A 20876-nucleotide genomic window follows, 5' to 3' on the forward strand; every position below is an offset into this window, starting at 1 on the left:
TGACACGGTATTTGACATCTAGTAGAATAAAATAGAGAGCGAAGGAGGTTGCTGACATGAACGATAAAGTTCGTCGAAATATGCCTTTGTTTCCAATTGGAATTGTCATGCAGTTAACGGAATTAACAGCCAGACAGATTCGTTATTATGAACAGCACGGTCTCGTCGCACCGGCAAGAACGAAGGGAAACCAGCGTTTGTTTTCCTTTTACGATGTTGATAGATTGTTAGAAATTAAAGCTTTAATTGAACAAGGTGTCAATATTTCCGGGGTGAAGCAGGTTATCCAGATGAAGCAGCAGGCGCAGAACCATGCTGAATCGGAAAAGAAAACAGATAAAAGCATGAGCGACCGCGAGCTGAGAAAGCATCTGAAGAATGAGCTTGTTATGGCCGGCCGGATGGGACGGGCTTCCATTATCCAAGGTCAGCTGTCGCGTTTCTTTCATTGAAAATTAGATTAAGAAAAAACAACGCCTTTTTAGCGAAGCGCTTGTTTTTCTAAATAAATGATTTTGAAAGGGGATTACATAGGATGGCAAAGTATACGCAAGACGACATTATGCGCATTGCAAATGAAGAAAACGTCCGCTTTATTCGTCTTCAATTTACCGACTTACTAGGAATCATTAAAAACGTAGAGATACCGGTTGATCAATTGCCAAAGGCGCTTGACAACAAAATGATGTTTGACGGTTCTTCGATTGAAGGGTTTGTTCGTATCGAGGAGTCAGATATGTATTTGTACCCGGATTTAGACACATGGGTCATCTTCCCTTGGACACCGGAAAAAGGGAAAGTAGCCCGTCTTATTTGTGACATTTATCAGCCTGGTAAACCGGGTGAAGAGCCAACTCCGTTTGAAGGAGATCCGCGCGGTATTCTTAAGCGGGTGCTGAACGAAGCGAAGCAGCTTGGTTTCACCGCGTTCAACATCGGGCCTGAGCCGGAATTTTTCCTTTTCAAAAATGATGAAAAGGGTGAGCCGACACTTGAACTGAACGACAAGGGTGGTTACTTTGACCTTGCGCCAACTGACTTAGGTGAAAACTGCCGTCGTGATATCGTACTTGAGCTTGAAGACATGGGCTTTGATATCGAAGCTTCCCACCATGAGGTAGCACCTGGCCAGCACGAAATTGACTTTAAATATGCAGATGCGGTTACAGCTTGTGACAACATCCAGACGTTTAAGCTCGTTGTTAAGACGATTGCCCGCAAGCATGGTCTTCACGCGACATTCATGCCAAAGCCATTATTCGGCGTGAACGGATCAGGAATGCATTGTAACATGTCACTGTTCGACAAAGACGGAAATGTGTTCTTTGACGAATCAACAGACAGTCAGCTTAGCGAAACAGCGATGCAATTTCTAGGCGGAATTCTTAAGCACGCAGAAGCTTTCACTGCGCTTACGAATCCAATCGTCAACTCTTACAAGCGTCTTGTACCAGGCTACGAAGCACCTGTCTATGTAGCATGGTCGATGCGCAACCGCAGTCCGCTTGTCCGGATTCCATCTTCACGCGGCGTTAGTACACGTATCGAAGTGCGCAGCCCGGACCCTGCGGCTAACCCTTATCTTGCAATGGCAGCAATGCTTGCAGCCGGTCTTGACGGCATTAAGAAAAAATTAACGCCACCAGCGGCAACAGACCGCAACATCTACGTGATGAGCAAGGAAGAGCGCATCGAAGAAGGAATTAACGATCTTCCAGCTACATTGAAAGAAGCGGTTGACAAGCTGATCAGCGACGAAGTGCTAGTTGAAGCTCTCGGCGAGCACGCAGTTGAGCACTTTGTGGAAGCAAAAGAAATCGAATGGGATATGTTCCGCACCCAGGTTCACCCTTGGGAACGCGACCAATACCTGCAAAACTACTAAGATTGAAACCCTTGACGCTGTTGGCGTTGAGGGTTTTTATATTTTGGCTCTTTACTTGGATGGCGTTAGAGTGATGTCCGTTAAATGTCCGTTTGGCACCTGAAATCGTGCTAATATGGTAGTAAACACATTACTGGTGAGGTTAATTTGCGTATTTCATTGATGAGGACTTGCCTTTACCCTAATAAGTATCCATCCTTCTTTCTCGATCAGTTTTATGAGGTCTGATGACGAGTACGATTTCATTATGTTCTCCTTTCTTACTTCTATTACAGCACGTGTTATTATACGTGTAAAAGCGTACTACAAGCACGAACGAATCTTAAGACGTAAAAAGCACCTATCACATCTTCTGTGCGAGGTGCTTTTAATAATTATATTTATTTTTTTTAGGATGGATTGTTATGAAACCATATGCTAAAAAATTTCGTAGATCAGTTGATGACAAAGTATAAAGTTCAGCCTGCTTTTGGGTCGTTAAACACGGCCTTCATTGAATGGACTGCCACTTTCATTTCTTCGACTCGAAGGCATGCAGCGGATTGGCGGAATATCATATAAGGAGAGAACATGGATGATTGATTTTATTTTGTCGAATATCATCTTTATCATTGTAGGAATACTATTAATAATCGTTGTTTTAAGAAGAAGGAAGTAAATGAGTGTTGAAGGGGAAAGGAACTTAAAATAGAACAGCTTATTATCAGCTACTTGCAAAGCATTAAGGCTGACAAACTGGAAGAAAAAGTGCTCAAAGATGAGCGCTTTTTCTTTACGCCTAATTTCTCCCTTAAACAGAAATACGCCAAGACACTAGATCAAGTTTGGTTAAAAGAGTATATTCCGCAAAATGAGAAATGTTAAATAATAGCCAATAAATCAAGGAAGGTTCCCATGGACAAACAAGAGTCAATTAATAAGAGTAAAGAGAAGATCACTGAGACATTCGCTGACGCCTTTGATGTCGTTTCGCGCAGCATGCAGGCTGGGGATGCGAAAGCGCATTTGCTTTATATAAAAGCTTGTGTGAAGAGTCTGCGCTAAAGCAATTTATCATGATTCCGATGTTTGAAACAAAAACGAAGTCTGACTATGAAACATATCTCCGTTCGTTTCCGGATAGCCTGGAGACAGATGATGTGGAGCTTATGATTCAAAGGGTTGTGGAAGGACATATTATTGTCTTTTTAGACGAGACGATCTTTCTGGTCGACCTGAAAAATGTTGAGGCGAGTCCGAGTTGGAGCCGATTATTCAAGGGCCGCAGGATGCGTTTAATGAAAAGCTGATTACGAACTTGAACTTGATTCGCAACCGCTATCATTCTGTTCATTTGCAGGTTGATGTGCAAAAGATCGGAAAGCGGGCGCCATCTGATATCGCAGTTTTAATTGATCACTAGCTCGTTGATAAAAAACTGCTGGCGCACGTAAAAGAAAAGCTTTCCCGAATGGATGTCGATATGTTGCAATCGATCACCCAATTGCATAAATATTTGATCGATTATAAATGGAGCATCCTGCCGACCTTAGTGATAACCGAGCGGCCTGACCGCGTCGTGAAAAATCTGGCGGAAGGGAAAATCATCCTTCTTGATGAAAACAGTCCGACGGCGATGATTATTCCGTCGATTCTGTTCGATTTTTTGTCATCGATGGATGATCACTACCAGCAGCTGGCAGTTCGCTTGATTTTAACGTCGTTGCGTTATCTTGCTTTTTTGATCAGTACGTTTTTGCCGGGGCTCTACATTTTATTTGTGGCGTATAATCCTGAAATTACCCGCATTCAACTGACGTTGACATCGCCGGAACGAGGCTGCCGGTTCCTGTCGGTTTGCACGGAACCTATAACGTCGCCCATTTTCTTTTCCCGTGGGCTGCGGCTACGGATTCCATGTACATGGAATTTTTCATTATTGAGCGGGTGATTTTTCTTTTTTTGCCGCTTCTTATTATGCTGGCGCTAATGAACGCTGTTTTAGCCGCGTTCGATGCTGATGATGTCGATTGATAAAGCAGCCGCCCGTATTTCTCTTGAAGCTGATGATAGGGCGCTGATAAAAGTGGACGTGAAAGGAAAAGTGGAGGAACAAAGCTCTCCAAAGCTGATTCAAAGTGCCGATTTGTCCAAAATCGCTGAATCGATGGAGGAGAAGATCAAAAACGATCTCACCGATTTAGTCGCAAAACTTCAAGACAATGCTGTAGATCCACTCGGCTTTGGTCTGAAGTACCGGGCGAGACATTGGAACAGCACGAAAACCGAGGAAGAAGAATGGAAGAGGCTCTATCCTGAGCTGAAGTATCAGATCAATGTCGATGTTGATTTAAAAGCTCCGGCGGTTATCAGATAAAGAAAAGCCAATTGCATAAGGGCTGGGCAAAAGGTTATTTGTTCTTTCCCTTTTGCCCAGCCCCTGAAAGCGTTTGTTCTATTGTTGTTCCGTATCGATTGAAGATAAAATTTCGGTAAACAGTTCGATGTCGTTTGTTAGTTTTTCATGGTATTCTTCTGAGCTGAGCCAACCTTCACGAAGATGCAAAAAGGCATTTTTCTCAAATTCTTTATACTCAGGTGAGTCGTAAATATCTTTCACGGTTTCTTCCAACAGCTCAATAATTTCGTCCGGTACTTCATTGCGGATCATTAAACCGCGTTCTACGCCAGTCGTAATATCATAACCAAGTTCCACGCTTGTTGGAACATCCGGGAAATCGTCAATCCGCTCCTCGGCGAAGAACAGAATTGGCTCCATTTCTCCAGCCTCGATAGAAGAGGCGACAGGGCCGACTTCTTCCAGCATCGCGTCGATGTGGCCGCCGAGAAGCGCCGCGTGCATTTGACCGGCACCTTCAAACGGAATGAATTCAATCGCCAATTCCGTTTCTGCGTGAAGCATCGTAAAGACGATGTGATCGGTAGTGCCGATCCCTGTACCGCCGATCTTGATCGTGCTTGATTTCGCTTGCTCGAACAAATCCTCGATCGATTCAAACGTGCCTGGCTTGATCTGCAAAGCAAAGGTATCACTTTGCAGCCGGGCAATCGGGGTAAAGACATTTAATTGATTGTCGGTATTTGTTCCCATCGCCACTTGAATCGGCAGGGCTCCCGTGGCGACAATCGTATAGCCGTCGGCCGGTTCGTTGGCGCCTATTTCCTTGGCGATCACGCCGCCCGCTCCTTCATGATTGATCACATTGACGTTTACCCCGAGTCTGTCTTCGAGACCGGCGGCAACCTGGCGGGAAAATGTATCCATTCCGCCGCCGGCCCCATGTCCGACTAAAATGACAATATCCCTCGTTGGATATTCCAGGCTTGCTGTTTCCTCCTTACTCGTCTCATCTGTCTGCTCGTCTTGATCCGCCGGACCTTCTGTAGCTGTCTGCTCGCTCTGCCCGCAAGCGACCAAACCGAAGAAAATTCCGATTGCGCATAAAAGAATCAATAATGGCTTTGGCTTTCTCATGTGTTCTCGTTCCCCCATCTGTGTTTGCTTATAAATCATACAAAACAACTATGAATGATAAGTATTGTAATAATAGTATCATATTTCTGAAAAATGACAATGAATAATTTGATTTTTCTTTGTTTTACGACAGGCAAATCGGGAATAAGACAGGTAAACATCAAGAAAAGGAGAGAGCGAAATGGAAAAAGACAATCTTGACATGAGCATGAGTAAGCAGGCGGCCGAAAGACGCAAACAGCTGGAGAAGGAATTGCGCAATCAATTTAAAAATCCGATTATTCATAAAGCGATCAAAAGCGACAAAGTATACGTTCCGTTAAAAGTAGAGAAGCTTTGGGGCTGAATATAAAAGAGGCACTAACAAATGAAAAAAACAGAAGTCGACAGCCTTTGTTGACTTCTGTTTGCTATATCACCGGTTTCCTTTGTTTTAAGTATTTGAACAAAGCCGTAAATGCATAAGCAGCATAAGCGACTAAAATGTCAATCAGAAATAAATAAAACAGATTCATTCCCTTGTGCATCGTAAGGAGGCCAATTAGCCTTGAAAATCCTGCAAGCCCAAAAGAAAAAAAGACGGAAACGAAAATGGCATAAAGGAAAAAGCTTTTCTGACGATTGCTGCAATATTGATACAACAACATGAATGTTACCGGAAAGAGCACTGCAGTGATCGTGATTCCGGACGGCAGGACATACGTTAAGCGGTGAGGATGATCAATCAGGTTATACATCGAAAGCATTTGATCAATATTTGACCAGAGAACATGGGCGGTATAGCCATAAAATGATATTTCAAAAAACCTTGTCCGATCAAGCTTTTTATACAAATAAAAGAGAGGTAATAGGATCGTCAGTAAATTAACCCAGAAGTACCAGGTAGAAAAGTCAGAGTATAAGTCCCAGTAATTTGAATTTAACTCGAGAAGTTTTTCTTTTGTCCGGTAAATTTCTGCATAAAGCTGTTGCTGTTCATTCATACTTTGCCCTCCTAAAAGTCAACAAGATGCCGCTGCCTTTATTATTGTTTGACTCAGGCTGTCATCCTATACAAAGCACTGCTTTCATGAGTGGAATTAGGAAAAAATTACGTTTTAAGAATGAAGATAGTGGGTATTTATCAGTAATAAATAAGGGAAGGATGAACGACATGTACATAACGTGCTACAACAAAAGTCTTGAAAAGCTGACTGATGATAAGTTGCAGGAAGCATTAGCCGAAGCGATCAAGTGTGGGTTAGAGCATGATTTCATTGAAACGTTAAAAAATGAACTGAAAGTAAGAGAGCTGAAAAGTGTTTAGTAGCACCAGCCTTATAATAGATAGGATCGCTTCACCTTTTTACATACTGGATACAGGATATGTCAAAGGGAAACCTTGGTCATATCCTCATTTGTTTTAAAGAAAAATCGTTTCAGCGAGCTGAAAAAGTTTAGATGAGAAAAGGAGGAAGGAAGTTGAAGCTGGCCAAAAAAGTAGAAGAAATGGAAAAGATGCTGGAGCAGCAGCTGGGCCGAAAGCTTACCCAAAAGGAAGTCGAATTTTTAAAATGGCTCGTTCATTCGGCAAAGTACAGAGAGGAAGGGTTTCCTTCTTTTTTTCAAAGCGAGAATAAAAAACGCTCGTTCTAATGAGAACAAAGCGCTTCAGCAATATATGGGTTTGCTTAGTGAATCGTCCGAAAAACGCCGATCACTTTTCCCAGAACCGTACAATCCTTTAATAAAATCGGGGCCATTGTTGAGTTTTCCGGCTGAAGGCGAATGTAATCCTTCTCGCGGAAGAAACGCTTCACGGTGGCTTCGTTTTCTTCTGTCATCGCAACGATAATATCCCCGTTGTCAGCCGATTGCTGCTGGCGGACAATGACCATATCTCCATCGAAAATTCCGGCTTCAATCATACTGTCCCCTTGAATCACAAGAACATATGTATTCTCATGTGAACCGAGATGATCAGGCAGAGGCAGGTAATCTTCAATATTTTCAACCGCGGTAATTGGATTCCCCGCAGTGACCTTTCCGATGATCGGAACATACGTCGTCTTTTGCTCCTTAACAGCTTGAACCTCATGATCCAAATGAAGAATCTCAATCGCTCTCGGCTTGGTCGGGTCCCGGCGGATGTAGCCTTTCTTTTCAAGGCGGGACAAGTGACCGTGTACCGTGGAACTGGAAGCGAGACCGACGGCTTCTCCAATTTCTCTTACAGAGGGCGGATATCCCTTTTTCCTTACCTCGTCTTTAATGTATTCCAGTATTTCAAGCTGTCTCTTTGATAGCTTTGACATCATGTCACCCCAATTCGCTTTCCTGTTTAGCTAAATTGTACCATGCGAACATATGTAATGCAAACGTTAGTTCTAAAAAAACTATTGACACAAACGCTTGTTCTTATTATTATAAAAGCGAACAGATATTCTTATTTGAGGTGAAGCGAAATGATTAAACGACTTACTGGACAGGAATTATTTATTGTCATACTGGCGATTGTCGCATTAGTATTTATGTATACAGCTCTTTTAACAAGCGATCGGGGAGACCAACAGGTCGGCTATGACGCCGAACAGCTGGAGGAAGACCTGTTTGCCGGCCCGGCGCATCCACTGCAACTCAATCAAGCGATGGAGAAGGACAATTGGCTGTTTGTTTATTCAAATGAAGAGATGGAGCCGGAGAGTGACGAAAACGAATGGGAGCAGCGATAATTTATTGCCGCGTCAGTACGGAAAAAGCGCAACAGGAATCTTCATTACGGCGTCAGCTGACGGAGCTTTTGCAGTTGGCAGAAAAGAAGCAGCTGAAAGTCGTGGAGCAGATCAGAGAGACGGCAAGCGGCTATGAAGTCGACCGGGAAGGAATGCTCGCTGTCCTTGATCTTTTTCAGGAAGGTAAAGCGGACACGCTGCTGATTCAGGATGATACGAGACTTGGCAGGGGAAATGCGAAGATCGCCCTGCTTCACCAGCTCCGTAAGCTGAACGTGACGGTGTTATCGATCCGCGATCAAGGAGAGCTGTTTCTGTCTGAAGCGGATGAAATGGTATTGGAAATTGTAGCGATCGTGGAGGAATACCAGCGCAAGCTGCAAAATAGCAAAATCAAAAGAGGAATGAAAACAGCGATCAAAAATGGCTATCGGCCGGAACAGAATCTGAAGCGGACGCATGCAGGCGGGCGCCAGAAGAAGGAAGCGCCGATTGAAGAGATTATCCGTCTCAGAAAGCTCGAGCTGACCTTTCATGATATCGCCGCCACATTAAGGGGGCTGGGCTACGACATCTCGAAGGCGACCGTTCATCGCCGCTACCAGGATTATGTGCGGGAACAGCAGCAGTAGGCCGAGCGGCTTCTGTTGAAAGACGGGCTGTCTTCCTGTAAAGTTAGAAGAACATGGAGGTGGCTTTAGCGATGCTATCAAAAGAAAAAATTGCAAGAATTAATGAATTGGCCAAACGGGCGAAAACATCCGGGCTAACGAAATCCGAAGCGCAGGAGCAGCAGACGCTTCGAAATGAATATATCCAGACGTTCAGGCAGTCATTTAAACAGCAGCTTCACAACGTGACGGTTGTGGATGGCAATGGAAATGACGTCACGCCTGATGCCCTTAAATTAAGCAAAGAAAATCAAAATAAGCGACCTCATTAAATGAGCTGTCGCTTTTTTCTTGCAGGTCTTTCTCTCTAAAGAATCGCTGCGCAGTTTTTCTTTTATGAAACAGAGCATTCTAACATAAAGCGAATCTTCAGAGAACACTTGTGAAAACACGGGAGAAAGTATATGATAAAAGGCGAAATGCTCGTTTTCACCTATTGGAAAGGATGGTTGTTAAGATGGGAAATAAAGTTGATGCGTTAGCGATTAATACGATTCGAACACTGTCGATTGATAGTATTGAAAAGGCGAATTCAGGACATCCCGGTATGCCGATGGGAGCGGCGCCGATGGCCTATAGTTTATGGACAAAATGGATGAACCACAATCCGGCGAACCCGAACTGGGCAAACCGTGACCGCTTTGTGTTATCAGCAGGACACGGTTCAATGCTGCTGTACAGCTTGCTTCATCTTGCGGGCTATGATCTTTCGCTTGAGGATTTAAAGCAGTTCCGTCAATGGGGAAGCAAAACTCCTGGACATCCGGAGTATGGTCATACGCCAGGTGTGGAAGCAACGACAGGTCCGCTTGGACAAGGGATCGCGATGGCGGTCGGAATGGCGATGGCTGAACGTCATTTAGCAAGTACATATAATAAAGATGATTTTCAAATCGTTGACCATTATACATATTCAATTTGCGGTGACGGTGATTTAATGGAAGGCGTTTCGGCTGAAGCCGCTTCGCTTGCCGGTCATTTAAAGCTGGGCCGCTTAATTGTTTTGTATGATTCAAACGATATTTCTCTCGATGGAGAGTTGCACATTTCTTTCTCCGAAAACGTAGAAGATCGCTATAAAGCGTATGGCTGGCAAGTGATTCGTGTCGAGGACGGTAATGACCTGGCAGAAATCAATCAGGCGCTTGAGGCGGCGAAACAAGATGAACGTCCGACGCTAATTGAAGTAAAGACGGTGATTGGCTTCGGTTCACCAAATAAATCGGGGAAATCGGCTTCTCACGGGGCACCGCTCGGTAAAGAAGAGGTAGGCTTGACGAAATCAGCCTACAAGTGGGTATTTGAACAGGATTTCCATGTTCCGGATGAAGTACGTGAACATTTTGCTGCTATAAAAGAACAAGGCGGGCAAAAGGAACAAGAGTGGAACGAGCTGTTTGCGAAGTACAAGCAGGCTTATCCTGAGCTCGCTGCCCAATTTGAACTGGCGTTGCAAGGAGAGCTTCCAGAAGGCTGGGATGCGAATGCCCCGGTTTATGAGACTGGCTCCAAAGTAGCGACACGTTCATCTTCCGGCGAAGCGTTGAATGCTTTTGCGGCGACTGTGCCTCAGCTTTTCGGTGGCTCAGCTGACCTTGCTTCTTCCAATAAAACGATGATGAAAGGTCTTGGTGACTTCAGCCGTGATCATTACGAAGGCCGAAACATCTGGTTCGGTGTACGTGAGTTTGCGATGGGGGCAGCGGTAAACGGAATGGCGCTTCATGGCGGGCTGAAAGTATTCGGCGCTACGTTCTTTGTCTTTTCTGATTACTTGCGTCCGGCGATCCGTCTCGCGGCGTTAATGAAGCTTCCGGTCATTTATGTCTTCACGCATGACAGTATTGCGGTCGGAGAGGACGGCCCGACTCACGAGCCGGTTGAACAGCTCGCTTCTCTTCGGGCGATGCCGGGCCTTTCTGTCATCCGCCCTGGTGACAGCAACGAAGCGGTTGCGGCCTGGAAGCTTGCGCTCGAAAGCAAGGATACACCAACGGCTCTCGTCTTGACGCGTCAAAACTTGACGACGATCGAGGGCACTTCCGAGCGTGCGTATGAAGGCGTGAAAAAGGGCGCATATGTCGTCTCGAAGGCAAATGGGCAAGCGGATGTTCTGCTGCTCGCGACTGGTTCCGAAGTGCCGCTTGCTGTTGAAGCACAATCTGCGCTTGAAAAGGAAGGCATTCATGCCAATGTTGTCAGCATGCCGAGCTGGGATCGTTTTGAAGCACAGTCTCAGGAGTATAAGGATGAAGTTCTTCCTCCGAGCATCAGCGTCCGACTTGGACTTGAGATGGGTTCTTCCTTAGGATGGGCCAAATATGTCGGCTCGGCCGGCGATGTACTGGCGATTGATCAATTTGGAGCGTCGGCGCCGGGAGAGAAGATTATTGCAGAGTATGGATTTACTGTCGATAATGTTGTCGCCAAGGTAAAGGCCTTGTTACAAAAGTAACAGCAGGAGTATGTTAGCATCACAGCGTCTGTGATGGAAAATATCGCAGCGGCGAGACTGACTTGCCGCTAGGAGGAGTGTCAAAGGGGAAATCCCCCTTTTGGCACTCTTTTTTCGACAAAACTAGTGGGGAAATTCGCTCTTGATTAGACAAGGAATTTTGTCACCTTTCTGTATACTAATAGAAATCAGTTTGAGGAAAGGGTGTCCATGATGAGACATTATGAATTATTCATATTTGAAGAAAGTGTTGCTCGTCAGTATTACGGACAAGAGGCAAAATTATTTCATTTGTTTAAAGAGCATGAGCAGGCTAGGGGAGAAAAGCGTGAGCTGTTGAGTAAACAAATTGAATATATTACGAAACCCATTCCGGCCTTACTGTTGCAGCAAAAATTAAATGAAGCGTTTAGTTATGAGCGGGGTTACATTCAGCATAAAAACCGCTACTTTCTCGATTTGTTCAGCCGGGGCGCGAAGGCAGAATTGATGATTGAACGACGGGCGCTCTATTTGACCTCGGATGGCGAGGAAAGCACCGAGGCGGAGACGATGTTTTTTGAAGTGCTGCGGAAATGCGAACCGACTTTCTTTGCCCTTTCGCTTAATGAACAGCGCTTTGGCTGGCTGCGGCCAATCAAACAGCAATTTCCATTATCACAGTCTCATGGATAAGCAGACTCGTTAGCGATATTTTCCTTAAGTGCTTTTAAATCGTTTATCATTACGATATAATGGATTAGGTTGATTGGCGGTGTCCAATCGGTTTAATAGCACGAAGGAGGACGTTGGTACTTATGTGGATTCATATTCTTGGTTATACACTGGCTGTCGTGGCTGGAATTGCGCTCGGCTTCTTTATTGCACGTAAGACGATGATGTCTTATTTGAAAAAGAATCCGCCGATTAACGAGCAAATGCTCCGTGTCATGATGATGCAGATGGGTCAGAATCCATCCCAAAAGAAAATCAATCAAATGATGAAAGCGATGCAGAAGCAGCAATCGAAATAAGCTTTATTCGCAACGGCTTCAAACAGGGTCTGTACGAACGGACAAGCTGTTTGCGCCGCTTGCTTACTCTTTCATCAAACCACTTTTTTCTGCTACCTTGAGCAGGGAAAGGTGGTTTTTTTGTTGCTGAAAAGCATGATTTTCCCTTGTTCAGTCGCTCGCCGATCATAGTAGCCTCGCTTCTGATTGCGTTCAATTCCTGTATAAAAAGTCCAAAAAATCTAACACTACAAACAAAATACGGGACAGGAATAGAGTGGATGATGAGAAGGAAAATTACGATTACCCAATTGTTTAGTATTTTTCTCTTAAGTACGGGCTTTAGTAATCATGTTATTTTAACCCCTTTATTAATTGGTTCGGCTGGCCGGGACTCCTGGCTCAGCGTGATTGCGGGTTATTTGTTCATGCTGCTGTTTTCCATTTTACTCGTTTATGTGATCCAGCGTTTTCAGGAAAAATCGTGTTTGGAATGGCTCTCGGCGAACGTGGGCAAAGCGACCAGCCGGCTCATTGCTTTTTTCTTACTCGTTTATTTATTTGTAACAGGCTGGACAAGCATTGAAGAAACGATCAACTGGACATCGGAAACCTATTTATTCAATACGCCCGCGCTCGTTCTTGCGATTGGGTTTCTCTTGCCGTCTTTCTTTATTGCATACAATCACCTGAATGTTCTCGCGATTTGCGCCGGTATGATCCTGCCATTCGTCATTTTATTGGGGGTGTTCGTCTCAATTGGAACGATGACGGATAAGAACTATGATCTGATTACCCCGATCCTTGTTGAGAATAACTGGCAGGATGTGTTTCATGGTGCAGTTTATGTGATCGGCTCTGGCGTGGAAATCTTTTTGTTTATCTTCTTGCAGCACGAAATAAGGCGGAAAATTAAATTTTTGCACCTCGTTTTGATGAATACCTTTCTGGCTGGATTAACAGCCGGTCCACTAATTGGAAGCATCGCGATTTTCGGCGTCCATGAAGCGAAGAATATTCGATATCCTTCATTTTTTCAATGGCGGCTGCTAAGAATCGGCGATTATTTCAACCATGTCGACTTCCTGGCGATTTATCAATGGTCGGCCGGTAATTTACTTCGGGTTGCCCTCGTTCTTTATCTCATAACACAGCTGCTTTCGATTAAAGAGAAAAAAAAACGGATACTCGTCCAGCTCTGCATCTGTCTTATGTTTATTATTCTTATTTTACTGCCTATTTCGAATGAAACGTTTCTCTCATTTCTTCATCTTTATTACTTTATCGGAGCGGCGTTCGGCTGTTTGTTAACAGGATGTATCGCATTATTCATTAAATTCTCAAGAAAAAGGATGAAGGAGAATGAAACATGACCAGGAAATGAAAGACTTTTTAAAAAACCTTTTTCAGCAGTCAGCGGATATTACGATGGAAGAGCATGTTCTCGTTAAAGGGGAAGAGCGTAACAGCGTGCTTGTCTTGTTTTGCAATGGTCTCATTGATAAGAAAATGATTAATGAAAATTTGCAGGAGTTTCAGCACGCTTATGCAGATAATGGAGTCCGCGGAATTGAATCTGTCCGCTGCTCGATACGACTCAATCTTGATGGGAAAAAGCGAAAAAAAGAAGCAGAGGAAACGTTACTGGATAAAGTGTACAGTGGCTATACCGCTTTTTTTATCGGACACAGGTGCTTTTTAAGCGATACGGTCAACCCTCCAGTCAGAACACCGGAAGAATCAACGACCGAAGTCTCTCTCCGTGGCCCAAGGGATGCTTTTGTCGAGGACATCCGTTCTAATGTAGCCTTGATTCGCAAGCGGCTCAAAACGAGAACCCTTGTTGCAAAGCAATTTGAAATCGGCAAAAGAAGTAAAACGAATGTCCAGCTCCTTTATTTGAGCGATGTGGTCAATCAGGAGCTCATTGAAGAAGTAACGAGACGCCTAGAGCAAATTGACATCGATATTTTGGAAACCGATAATCAATTGCTTGCCCTTCTCTCAGACAATCAGCTTGCGCTATTTCCGTTACTGAAAGCGACGTCTCGTCCTGATGGCGTTGTCGCCAGCCTCGCGGTGGGCAGATGTGCGATCATGCTCGATAATGTGCCGAATGTGCTTATTGCGCCGGCGAATTTGATCTTTAACTTAAAAACGCCTGAAGATCAGCACATCCCATATTATTACGGGACATTTGAATTGCTTATCCGTTTTTTAGGCTTGTTCACCTCCTTGTTTTTGCCCGCTTTTTGGGTGGCGTTAACCTCTTTTAATGTCGAGCAGTTGCCTTTTTCACTTGTGGCGACAATCGGATCTTCGAGACTCGGTGTACCTTTTAGCACCTCGGTTGAAATGTTATTGGTCATCGGGCTGTTTGAAATATTTCGTGAAGCAGGGGTGCGCCTTCCGAAAGCGGTCGGACAAACAATTGCTGTCGTCGGCGGGCTCATTGTCGGTGATGCTGCGATCCGGGCGGGGCTCACTTCACCGACGATGTTAGTCGTTTCGGCGATGACCGCTGTTTCAACGTTTACTCTTGGAAATCAGGCTTTATACGGCACGGTGTCCATTTTACGGATTTTGGCGATATTGCTCTCTTCCATACTTGGAATGCTCGGTTTTTTTAGCAGTGTCTTTCTCGTTCTCGGCTATTTAGCGAAATTGGAATCTTTCGGCCTGCCTTATTTAAGCCCGATTTCACCTTTCGATAGGAACGATGTGATGAAGGCGCTGTTTAAGCTTCCTGTTGTTTCCGTCAAAGAGCGGGCACAGACGCTTAATGTCAATGATCCTGATAGAAAGGAATAAGAAGATGAACTTTTCGTATAAAGGTGGACTCGTGCTTTTATTCTTCCTTCTCCTCTCGGGATGTTGGGATGCGAAGGAGCTGGGGGAAGAAAGCTATGTGACGGCGATCGGGATTGATTTTCACGATGGTCGCTATACGATTTATACCCAACTGCTCGATTTCTCAAGTATTGTTACTCAGGAAAATAATAAAGCTGCCGAGCCGATTCCATTATATATTGGGGAAGTAAGCGGCCGGACAATTAATGATGCGATTTTTGATTTGTACCGGACTTCGCAAATTCCGATCAACTGGGCTCATATCGGGACGATTGTTTATTCTGAATCTGTCTTGGAGCATGGGCTGGAGGAAGTCCATGAATCCCTGCAAAAAAACGGGGAATTCCGCTATACCCCTTGGGTGTTTGGCACGAAAAACTCCATACGTGAGATTTTGACGATCACCGGGTTTTTTCAGCTTCCTCCTTTGTATACGATTTTGTACAGTCCGGAAAAAATGTTTGATATGAACTCGTATATTGAGCCGAAACGACTCCACACCTTTATCGCCGAATACAAGGAAGCGGGAAAAATCAGCCTGCTGCCGTCCATTTCAATCAATAAAACGCAATGGTCCCAATCGGCGAAAGCTCTTGAGCCGAAAAGCACGTTAATCATCGATGGAGCCTTTCCAATTGACAGCCAGAAAGGCCTCGCCAAAGAGTGGCTGTCATTCGCCGAATTAGTGGGGAAAAGATGGCTGCTGGATACAGCCGATAACATCCCGCTCGATTTTTATGAAGGGGGAGAAATTAAAGGATCGGTCAATGTGACAGACACAAAAGGCGAAGTGGAAGTGACAACAAACGGGAATAAAGCTGAGGTTACGGTTACCGTAAAAGCATCCGGCTCGCTGACCGATTTGGAAGAAGACTTATCTCTGGACACGATAGAACAACTTATCACAAGACAGATTGAAGAGGAAATCAGACAGACATACAATAAAGCAATTGAAAAAGAAGCTGATGTCTACTACGTGAAAAACAAACTGTTTCATCAAGGGATAAAGCCGGACAAGTTGAACGAATACATGCTAGATAATGATTCTTTAAAACAGATCACGGTCGACTTTCACTTAAGGAGTAAGGGGCCTTATAATTAGAGGTGTTAGATTTGCACCACAATTTTTTGATGGGAGAAAAGTGAACGAAATCATTGCCAGTCCTTCAAACTATATATTTGTCGTCGTAACAGATGATAAGGAGCAGCTCATCAGAATTGATAGAAGCAGTAATTCAGTAGGGATTTTTCCATTAACAAGCACCTATCCCAATTTACAAGAGTGGTACAGAAATTATAAAAAGGAAGCGAATGATTGAGGGGGCTTGCAAGAGTAGTCAGGTAAACCCCTTCTGGACTTAAACGGCGGCGTATGGTATATTTTATTCAGTGAAAAACCTGTACGGAGAATGATGAAAGTCTGATGCATCAACGGTTTGACGTAGATGGGGAATCCTTTCCAGCGGTTTGGAAGAGCAATGGAACTAATCGTTGGATGGACAGGGGGCTGGGACAAAAGGTAGTTTTTTTACCTTTTGCCCAGCCCCTCCGTGTTCCCTCTGAAGAGAAAAGGAGAATGTCGTGTGTCTAATGTTCAAATTGAAACGGTTACCCGTAAGCAGCTCTGTTATGAGAGCGATTTATACATTGATGTCCGTTCGCCGGCTGAATTCGCGGAGTATCGTCTGCCAGGTGCGGTGAATCTTCCTTTGTTTACAAATGAGGAGAGAGCGAAGATCGGGACGATTTATAAGCAGCAAAGCCGGGAAGCGGCAATTGAAGCCGGGGTGGCGATTTACGCGCCGAAATGGCCGGATTTCTTTGCGAAGGCGAAAGAGCTACAGCAGCAGGCTCCCGATAAAAGAATGGTTGTCTATTGCTGGCGCGGTGGAATGCGCAGCAAGACGGTTGCTGCTACATTGGCGTTGCTCGGGATCGAATGTTACCAGCTGGAGGGAGGGATCCGTTCCTTCCGTCAGTATGTTCAGCAATCGCTCGCCGAGCAGGCGGAAAAAAAGCGGGACTATCTCGTGATTGCCGGTCATACGGGGACAAGAAAAACAGAAATCCTTTCACGGCTGGCTGAAAAAGGCTATCCGGTTGTTGATTTGGAAGGACTGGCCGGTCATCGCGGCTCTGTCTTCGGCCATATCGGTCTGGCACAAAAAAGCCAAAAGCAGTTTGAATATGAGCTGATGGCGCGTTTGCAGGAGCTTGATGATTCAAGCTATCTCATCATTGAAGCGGAAAGCAAGCGAATCGGCCATATTGTCCTGCCCGAATTCATCATTGAAGGGAAAAAACGGGGGACGAGAGTCGAGCTTGTGTATCCATTTTGGAAACGGGTTGAGCATATTTACAACACCTACCAGCCGGAACAGTATGCAAGCGAGATTTGGGAAGCGGTCGAGAAAATCAAGAAATATCTTACACCTCAGCTGTATAAAGAGCTTGAAGCGTTGCGGGAGCAAGCTGATTATCAAAAGATGTTTGCCACCTTGCTTGAATTCTATTATGATCCGCGCTATGCGCATGCTGCGAAGCAGTATCCTTCCAAGGCAGAAGTGCTGGAGTACAGCGAAATCGATATTGCGGTTGACAAGCTTATCTCCTTGATTGAACAATGGAAAGAGCAGGAAGTGGCCCGGTAGGATAACGGATTTATTGATGCAAGCCGTGTCTGGATGAGGGGGATGGCGGACGCATTTCAATAAAGCGAATATAGTGGGATGACGGAAAGCGATTGAATCCTTGTCCGCTTTCATGTATCTTTAAATAGGTGGCAAACGCGTTGTTGCCTTAGAAAGGAGTGGGCAGCTTGCAGGACAGTTATATTTGGATCTCGACCATCGGAGCTGCGATAATGGCCATACTCGCGATTTTTATTCGGCTGAAAGCGACAAAAAAACCGGCCAGTGTCAAAAAAATTATTTTACCGCCGGTCTTTATGTCTACTGGTTTTTTTATGTTTTTATATGAGCCGGCACGGCCTGACTTTTTACAAGTAGTCGAGGCGCTTGCCGTTGGGATGTTTTTTTCGATTTTCCTAATTAAAATGTCGAAGTTTGAAATTAGAGCAAACCGGATTTACTTAAAGCGTTCAAAGGCGTTTGCCTTTCTGTTAATCGGCTTGCTGCTTGTGCGGATTTTGTTTAAAGTCATCATTGGTGATGCGATTGACGTGGAAGAGTTGGCCGGAATGTTTTTTCTGCTCGCTTATGGCATGATTTTGCCGTGGCGGATTGCGATGTTTTTTCGCTTTAAAAAAGTGGAAAAACAGCTCGAAACAAAGCCGAAATCAAAGTGGGTTGTGCCTGTTCAAACGTAACGTAAAAATGAAAGGGGCTTGAGACAAAACTAGCTTTGGATCTACTGGCAATGGCTTTACACGCCACAAGCCCGTTGTGAGAAACCCACTCACAACGGGCTTTAAAAGATCGTGGCGGTTCCGCTCATTGCTTAAAGGCTGTGACAAAAAGGTAAAAAAACAACCTTTTGTCACAGCCTCTTCTTTGGTCAGGATGAGCTTTTTTCAAGCAAATGCTGATAAGGACTCAAATCGACTTGCTTTTCGTTCAGCTTCTTGATTAAAAACTTATGGTCGCGCTTTGGTGTCGCCAAAATATAGCCTCTAATAATATACTCCTGCGTTAATTCCTCAATGTTGTCCTCAAGTGCCAGTTCGCCGATTTTGCCGGCGATTTTTCCTTTCGCGACATCGCGGAACAGCTCAGGTACCGGTTCAACAAGCTCATTGAGCAGCTTTTTATCGTCGTCGCTCCACAAATGCAGCGTTTTTTCAATATAATAGTCCTGCCAATCAAGGATGGATTTCCCGTCTTCTTTGGGCAGACGCTTCAGAAATTTGCGGAACATAAAATATCCGCCGATAAACATCACGGTAATTAGAAATATCGTCCAGAAGACAATAAACCACATAAACCAGGTAGGCATCTTTCTTCACCCCATTTTTTTCTCCATTTTATCCTAACACAAAAAAAGATTTGCCGCTATGAATTCAAGATGTATGATGATAGGGGAGGTGAAGCAATATGGGGTATTTAGTGAGCTATGGGATTCATGTGCTTGTGTCTGTTGTGTTTTTCCTGCTGATTCCTTTTTCGTATTTAGTGAAAGGCAGCCTGTTTGATGGGCAGGCACGGCTGTTGCAGGTGCTGCGGATTTATAGATGGATCTTTCGCGCCGGTCATGGAGCGATTGTGATTTCTTTCGTAAGCGGCTTGTTTTTGAATGTCGAATGGACGAGCGTCTGGTTTCTTGTCGTGCTGCTTCTTTGGATCGTTATCGCGACTTATTTAGGGCTGGCTAGTAAGATGACGCGGCAGATTATTGAATCAAATGGAGAAGCGGAAGAGGAGATTGCCAAGCTGAGAGTGTATGGCTTATTTTTAATGCTGAGTGTACTGGCAATGTTCGCGGTGAAGTTTCTGCGCTATTTTGTCTAAGTTAATAATTTCCATTGTTTTTGTGAAAACTAACAAATGAAGGTCTCCAATTTTTAACATGAGCACAATGTCCGGGCAAGGTAGAAAGGCTTATACTGACAATAGGACATGAAGAGAAAAGGAGGAAATGAAGATGCGAGTAGGAGTGCCGAAAGAAATCAAAAACAATGAGAATCGAGTAGCGATGACGCCGGCCAGTGTGATGAGTCTTGTTCAGGCCGGGCATCAGGTGACCGTCGAAACAAATGCTGGACTTGGCAGCGGCTTTGACGATGAGGCGTACCGTCAGGCCGGAGCCGAAATTGAAGAGGACTGTGCGCTCATTTGGGAAAAGGCCGATATGATCATGAAAGTGAAAGAACCGCTTCCTAGTGAGTATCGCTACTTTCGTGAAGGACTCGTGCTGTTCACCTATCTTCATTTAGCAGCGGCACCTGAATTAACGAAGGCGCTTGTCGAAAGCGGCGTGACGGCCATTGCCTATGAGACGGTGCAAGTTGGCCGGACGCTGCCGCTCTTGACGCCGATGAGTGAAGTGGCCGGGCGGATGTCGGCGCAAATCGGTGCACAATTTCTTGAAAAGCAGTACGGCGGCATGGGAATTTTATTATCCGGTGTTCCAGGCGTCTCGCGGGGAAATGTAACCGTGATCGGCGGCGGCGTTGTCGGGACAAATGCTGCTAAAATTGCGATGGGGCTTGGCGCGAATGTGACGATTATTGATTTGAGTCCGGAACGCCTGCGCGAGCTCGATGATTTGTATGGTTCCGATATTCAGACGTTAATGTCGAATCCGCTGACGATCGCTGAAGCAGTGGCGAATTCCGATCTTGTTATTGGAGCGGTGCTGATTCCCGGGGCGAAAGCGCCGAAGCTCGTGACGGAGGAAATGATTAAGCAGATGCGCCCGGGCTCTGTCGTCGTCGATGTGGCGATTGACCAGGGGGGCATTATTGAGACTGTGGACCGGATTACGACTCATGATGAGCCGACGTATACGAAGCATGATGTCGTCCATTATGCGGTTGCCAATATGCCGGGAGCAGTGCCGCGGACGTCGACGATTGCCTTAACAAATGTCACGCTGCCGTACGCCCTGCAAATTGCCAACAAAGGGGCTGAACAGGCTCTGCTTGAAAACAAAGCGCTTCAGCTCGGATTAAATATTGCAAAAGGTCATGTCACCTACGAGGCCGTTGCACGTGACTTAGGCTATTCCTATGTAGCGGCAGAGCAGGTTTTCTCTTAAAAAAACAGTGTAATGATTCTTTCCCACAGCGGGATGTCTTTAGAAGGTCATGGGTCATGACGATTCGAGGCATCCTTTTTTCGTGTGGAGCGAGAAAAAAATCATCATCACTTTTCCTTGGC

General features: G+C 45.0%; 24 protein-coding genes and 1 pseudogene. 21 read left to right on the forward strand and 4 right to left on the reverse strand.

All coding sequences use genetic code 11. From position 1 onward, the window contains the following. Positions 1 to 56: 56 nt before the first annotated feature. The 5 genes and pseudogenes from ABMB67_RS00060 to ABMB67_RS00080 all read left to right on the forward strand — a co-directional run bounded on the left by ABMB67_RS00060 (position 57) and on the right by ABMB67_RS00080 (position 4241). Positions 57 to 452 carry a MerR family transcriptional regulator gene (locus tag ABMB67_RS00060; protein ID WP_251222097.1) on the forward strand — a complete coding sequence of 132 codons (396 nt, stop codon included), beginning with the start codon at positions 57 to 59 and terminating at the stop codon, positions 450 to 452. Between the two features lie 83 nt (positions 453 to 535). Further along, complete coding sequence (gene glnA / locus ABMB67_RS00065; RefSeq protein ID WP_354570728.1) at positions 536 to 1885, forward strand: type I glutamate--ammonia ligase; 1350 nt, start codon at positions 536 to 538, stop codon at positions 1883 to 1885. Between the two features lie 894 nt (positions 1886 to 2779). Then, complete coding sequence (locus ABMB67_RS00070; RefSeq protein ID WP_354570729.1) at positions 2780 to 2929, forward strand: hypothetical protein; 150 nt, start codon at positions 2780 to 2782, stop codon at positions 2927 to 2929. 196 nt (positions 2930 to 3125) lie between these two features. After that, positions 3126 to 3815 (forward strand): annotated as a pseudogene (locus ABMB67_RS00075) (spore germination protein). Between the two features lie 72 nt (positions 3816 to 3887). Beyond that, positions 3888 to 4241, forward strand: coding sequence for a Ger(x)C family spore germination C-terminal domain-containing protein (locus tag ABMB67_RS00080; RefSeq protein ID WP_354570730.1), 354 nt, complete (start codon positions 3888 to 3890; stop codon positions 4239 to 4241). Positions 4242 to 4319: 78 nt separating this feature from the next. Here the strand turns inward: ABMB67_RS00080 and ABMB67_RS00085 are convergent, their stop codons facing one another. After that, complete coding sequence (locus tag ABMB67_RS00085) at positions 4320 to 5360, reverse strand: tripartite tricarboxylate transporter substrate binding protein (RefSeq protein ID WP_251222102.1); 1041 nt, start codon at positions 5358 to 5360, stop codon at positions 4320 to 4322. A gap of 181 nt (positions 5361 to 5541) precedes the next feature. Between ABMB67_RS00085 and ABMB67_RS00090 the strand changes: the two genes are divergently transcribed. Continuing rightward, positions 5542 to 5706: a hypothetical protein gene (locus ABMB67_RS00090; protein WP_251222103.1), complete on the forward strand. Its 165-nt coding sequence runs from the start codon at positions 5542 to 5544 to the stop codon at positions 5704 to 5706. A gap of 64 nt (positions 5707 to 5770) precedes the next feature. Here ABMB67_RS00090 and ABMB67_RS00095 read toward each other — a convergent pair whose 3' ends face one another. Further along, positions 5771 to 6343, reverse strand: coding sequence for a hypothetical protein (locus tag ABMB67_RS00095; RefSeq protein ID WP_251222104.1), 573 nt, complete (start codon positions 6341 to 6343; stop codon positions 5771 to 5773). Positions 6344 to 6513: 170 nt separating this feature from the next. Here ABMB67_RS00095 and sda point away from each other — a divergent pair, with 170 nt between their 5' ends. Together sda and ABMB67_RS00105 are read left to right on the forward strand one after the other, a co-directional pair. Continuing rightward, positions 6514 to 6666, forward strand: a complete 153-nt coding sequence (gene sda / locus ABMB67_RS00100; protein WP_251222105.1) for a sporulation histidine kinase inhibitor Sda — start codon at positions 6514 to 6516, stop codon at positions 6664 to 6666. A gap of 155 nt (positions 6667 to 6821) precedes the next feature. Continuing rightward, on the forward strand, positions 6822 to 6995 hold the full coding sequence (locus ABMB67_RS00105; protein ID WP_251222106.1) for a hypothetical protein: 174 nt from the start codon (positions 6822 to 6824) through the stop codon (positions 6993 to 6995). Between the two features lie 35 nt (positions 6996 to 7030). On the opposite strand, the gene lexA is transcribed toward ABMB67_RS00105, so the two are convergent. Beyond that, positions 7031 to 7654: a transcriptional repressor LexA gene (lexA, locus tag ABMB67_RS00110; RefSeq protein ID WP_251222107.1), complete on the reverse strand. Its 624-nt coding sequence runs from the start codon at positions 7652 to 7654 to the stop codon at positions 7031 to 7033. A 150-nt stretch (positions 7655 to 7804) separates the two neighbouring features. Between lexA and ABMB67_RS00115 the strand changes: the two genes are divergently transcribed. The 11 genes from ABMB67_RS00115 to ABMB67_RS00165 all read left to right on the forward strand — a co-directional run bounded on the left by ABMB67_RS00115 (position 7805) and on the right by ABMB67_RS00165 (position 18367). After that, a complete protein-coding gene (locus ABMB67_RS00115; RefSeq protein WP_251222108.1) occupies positions 7805 to 8071 on the forward strand; it encodes a hypothetical protein in 267 nt (88 codons plus the stop codon). Then, complete coding sequence (locus ABMB67_RS00120) at positions 8056 to 8703, forward strand: YneB family resolvase-like protein (protein ID WP_251222109.1); 648 nt, start codon at positions 8056 to 8058, stop codon at positions 8701 to 8703. The genes ABMB67_RS00115 and ABMB67_RS00120 overlap by 16 nt, the downstream gene beginning before the upstream one ends. A gap of 71 nt (positions 8704 to 8774) precedes the next feature. Further along, on the forward strand, positions 8775 to 9014 hold the full coding sequence (locus ABMB67_RS00125) for a DUF896 domain-containing protein (RefSeq protein ID WP_251222110.1): 240 nt from the start codon (positions 8775 to 8777) through the stop codon (positions 9012 to 9014). 185 nt (positions 9015 to 9199) lie between these two features. Continuing rightward, the gene (gene tkt / locus ABMB67_RS00130) at positions 9200 to 11197 is read left to right on the forward strand and encodes a transketolase (protein ID WP_251222111.1); all 1998 of its coding nucleotides are present in this window, start codon (positions 9200 to 9202) and stop codon (positions 11195 to 11197) included. Positions 11198 to 11407: 210 nt separating this feature from the next. Continuing rightward, positions 11408 to 11872 (forward strand): sporulation inhibitor of replication protein SirA, encoded by a 465-nt coding sequence (sirA, locus tag ABMB67_RS00135; RefSeq protein WP_251222112.1) that lies wholly within the window; start codon positions 11408 to 11410, stop codon positions 11870 to 11872. 122 nt (positions 11873 to 11994) lie between these two features. Further along, complete coding sequence (locus tag ABMB67_RS00140; protein ID WP_251194082.1) at positions 11995 to 12210, forward strand: YneF family protein; 216 nt, start codon at positions 11995 to 11997, stop codon at positions 12208 to 12210. Between the two features lie 260 nt (positions 12211 to 12470). Further along, a complete protein-coding gene (locus ABMB67_RS00145) occupies positions 12471 to 13562 on the forward strand; it encodes a GerAB/ArcD/ProY family transporter (RefSeq protein WP_354570731.1) in 1092 nt (363 codons plus the stop codon). Further along, positions 13552 to 15000, forward strand: coding sequence for a spore germination protein (locus tag ABMB67_RS00150; RefSeq protein ID WP_251222114.1), 1449 nt, complete (start codon positions 13552 to 13554; stop codon positions 14998 to 15000). Before ABMB67_RS00145 ends, ABMB67_RS00150 begins: the two co-directional genes overlap by 11 nt. A gap of 4 nt (positions 15001 to 15004) precedes the next feature. Continuing rightward, complete coding sequence (locus ABMB67_RS00155) at positions 15005 to 16141, forward strand: Ger(x)C family spore germination protein (protein WP_354570732.1); 1137 nt, start codon at positions 15005 to 15007, stop codon at positions 16139 to 16141. A gap of 481 nt (positions 16142 to 16622) precedes the next feature. Beyond that, complete coding sequence (gene mnmH / locus ABMB67_RS00160; RefSeq protein WP_354570733.1) at positions 16623 to 17690, forward strand: tRNA 2-selenouridine(34) synthase MnmH; 1068 nt, start codon at positions 16623 to 16625, stop codon at positions 17688 to 17690. Between the two features lie 167 nt (positions 17691 to 17857). After that, positions 17858 to 18367, forward strand: coding sequence for a CcdC family protein (locus ABMB67_RS00165; RefSeq protein ID WP_354570734.1), 510 nt, complete (start codon positions 17858 to 17860; stop codon positions 18365 to 18367). Between the two features lie 188 nt (positions 18368 to 18555). On the opposite strand, the gene ABMB67_RS00170 is transcribed toward ABMB67_RS00165, so the two are convergent. After that, complete coding sequence (locus ABMB67_RS00170) at positions 18556 to 18993, reverse strand: DUF2621 domain-containing protein (RefSeq protein ID WP_354570735.1); 438 nt, start codon at positions 18991 to 18993, stop codon at positions 18556 to 18558. A gap of 98 nt (positions 18994 to 19091) precedes the next feature. Between ABMB67_RS00170 and ABMB67_RS00175 the strand changes: the two genes are divergently transcribed. Together ABMB67_RS00175 and ald are read left to right on the forward strand one after the other, a co-directional pair. Then, positions 19092 to 19505, forward strand: a complete 414-nt coding sequence (locus tag ABMB67_RS00175; RefSeq protein WP_354570736.1) for a hypothetical protein — start codon at positions 19092 to 19094, stop codon at positions 19503 to 19505. 133 nt (positions 19506 to 19638) lie between these two features. Further along, the gene (gene ald, locus ABMB67_RS00180) at positions 19639 to 20754 is read left to right on the forward strand and encodes an alanine dehydrogenase (RefSeq protein WP_354570737.1); all 1116 of its coding nucleotides are present in this window, start codon (positions 19639 to 19641) and stop codon (positions 20752 to 20754) included. Positions 20755 to 20876 lie beyond the last annotated feature (122 nt).

This window comes from Halalkalibacter oceani, assembly GCF_040544555.1.
GTDB classification, from domain to species: domain Bacteria; phylum Bacillota; class Bacilli; order Bacillales; family Bacillaceae_D; genus Halalkalibacter; species Halalkalibacter oceani.

Bases quoted from the DNA above. Each gene is read 5' to 3' on its own strand.
- ABMB67_RS00060 (WP_251222097.1), top strand. From the start codon at position 57: ATGAACGATAAAGTTCGTCGAAATATGCCTTTGTTTCCAATTGGAATT.
- glnA (WP_354570728.1), top strand. From the start codon at position 536: ATGGCAAAGTATACGCAAGACGACATTATGCGCATTGCAAATGAAGAA.
- ABMB67_RS00070 (WP_354570729.1), top strand. From the start codon at position 2,780: ATGGACAAACAAGAGTCAATTAATAAGAGTAAAGAGAAGATCACTGAG.
- ABMB67_RS00080 (WP_354570730.1), top strand. From the start codon at position 3,888: ATGTCGATTGATAAAGCAGCCGCCCGTATTTCTCTTGAAGCTGATGAT.
- ABMB67_RS00085 (WP_251222102.1), bottom strand. From the start codon at position 5,360: ATGAGAAAGCCAAAGCCATTATTGATTCTTTTATGCGCAATCGGAATT.
- ABMB67_RS00090 (WP_251222103.1), top strand. From the start codon at position 5,542: ATGGAAAAAGACAATCTTGACATGAGCATGAGTAAGCAGGCGGCCGAA.
- ABMB67_RS00095 (WP_251222104.1), bottom strand. From the start codon at position 6,343: ATGAATGAACAGCAACAGCTTTATGCAGAAATTTACCGGACAAAAGAA.
- sda (WP_251222105.1), top strand. From the start codon at position 6,514: ATGTACATAACGTGCTACAACAAAAGTCTTGAAAAGCTGACTGATGAT.
- lexA (WP_251222107.1), bottom strand. From the start codon at position 7,654: ATGTCAAAGCTATCAAAGAGACAGCTTGAAATACTGGAATACATTAAA.
- ABMB67_RS00115 (WP_251222108.1), top strand. From the start codon at position 7,805: ATGATTAAACGACTTACTGGACAGGAATTATTTATTGTCATACTGGCG.
- ABMB67_RS00120 (WP_251222109.1), top strand. From the start codon at position 8,056: ATGGGAGCAGCGATAATTTATTGCCGCGTCAGTACGGAAAAAGCGCAA.
- ABMB67_RS00125 (WP_251222110.1), top strand. From the start codon at position 8,775: ATGCTATCAAAAGAAAAAATTGCAAGAATTAATGAATTGGCCAAACGG.
- tkt (WP_251222111.1), top strand. From the start codon at position 9,200: ATGGGAAATAAAGTTGATGCGTTAGCGATTAATACGATTCGAACACTG.
- sirA (WP_251222112.1), top strand. From the start codon at position 11,408: ATGATGAGACATTATGAATTATTCATATTTGAAGAAAGTGTTGCTCGT.
- ABMB67_RS00140 (WP_251194082.1), top strand. From the start codon at position 11,995: ATGTGGATTCATATTCTTGGTTATACACTGGCTGTCGTGGCTGGAATT.
- ABMB67_RS00145 (WP_354570731.1), top strand. From the start codon at position 12,471: ATGATGAGAAGGAAAATTACGATTACCCAATTGTTTAGTATTTTTCTC.
- ABMB67_RS00150 (WP_251222114.1), top strand. From the start codon at position 13,552: ATGAAACATGACCAGGAAATGAAAGACTTTTTAAAAAACCTTTTTCAG.
- ABMB67_RS00155 (WP_354570732.1), top strand. From the start codon at position 15,005: ATGAACTTTTCGTATAAAGGTGGACTCGTGCTTTTATTCTTCCTTCTC.
- ABMB67_RS00170 (WP_354570735.1), bottom strand. From the start codon at position 18,993: ATGCCTACCTGGTTTATGTGGTTTATTGTCTTCTGGACGATATTTCTA.
- ABMB67_RS00175 (WP_354570736.1), top strand. From the start codon at position 19,092: ATGGGGTATTTAGTGAGCTATGGGATTCATGTGCTTGTGTCTGTTGTG.
- ald (WP_354570737.1), top strand. From the start codon at position 19,639: ATGCGAGTAGGAGTGCCGAAAGAAATCAAAAACAATGAGAATCGAGTA.